The sequence below is a fragment of the Romboutsia sp. 13368 genome (assembly GCF_018336475.1).
GTDB lineage: Bacteria > Bacillota > Clostridia > Peptostreptococcales > Peptostreptococcaceae > Romboutsia.
This window is the reverse complement of record NZ_CP048741.1, coordinates 1,639,377-1,639,648: the sequence shown is the minus strand read 5'-3', so window position 1 is coordinate 1,639,648 and position 272 is coordinate 1,639,377. Positions and strand designations below refer to the sequence as shown.

The window sequence follows — 272 nt, the reverse complement described above, 5'->3', positions numbered from 1 at the left end:
AATAGTTAAGTTATTATTCCAAAAGGGTGAATTTGATGCTAGAGCAACTCAAATGACATCAGTAGCTCTTATATTCTACTCAATAGGTATGATTGGATTTGGACTTAGAGATATATTAGGTAAAGTATTCTATTCATTACAAGATACTAAAACTCCTATGATTAATGGAGTTATAGCTATGGTTTTAAATATAATACTTAATATATTATTTGTTAAATTTACTAATATGCAATTAGCAGGGCTTGCATTTGCAACTAGCATATCAGCTTTAT

At 27.9% G+C, this 272-nt stretch carries 1 protein-coding gene (only partly in view); it reads left to right on the top strand.

What is annotated here, in order from left to right; all coding sequences use genetic code 11:
* Positions 1-52: 52 nt before the first annotated feature.
* Positions 53-272 carry part of the coding region annotated (locus G3997_RS06565; protein ID WP_442971269.1) for a lipid II flippase MurJ on the top strand (this coding region is incomplete at its 3' end). The annotated region continues 108 nt past the right edge of the window, so 220 of the 328 annotated nt are shown.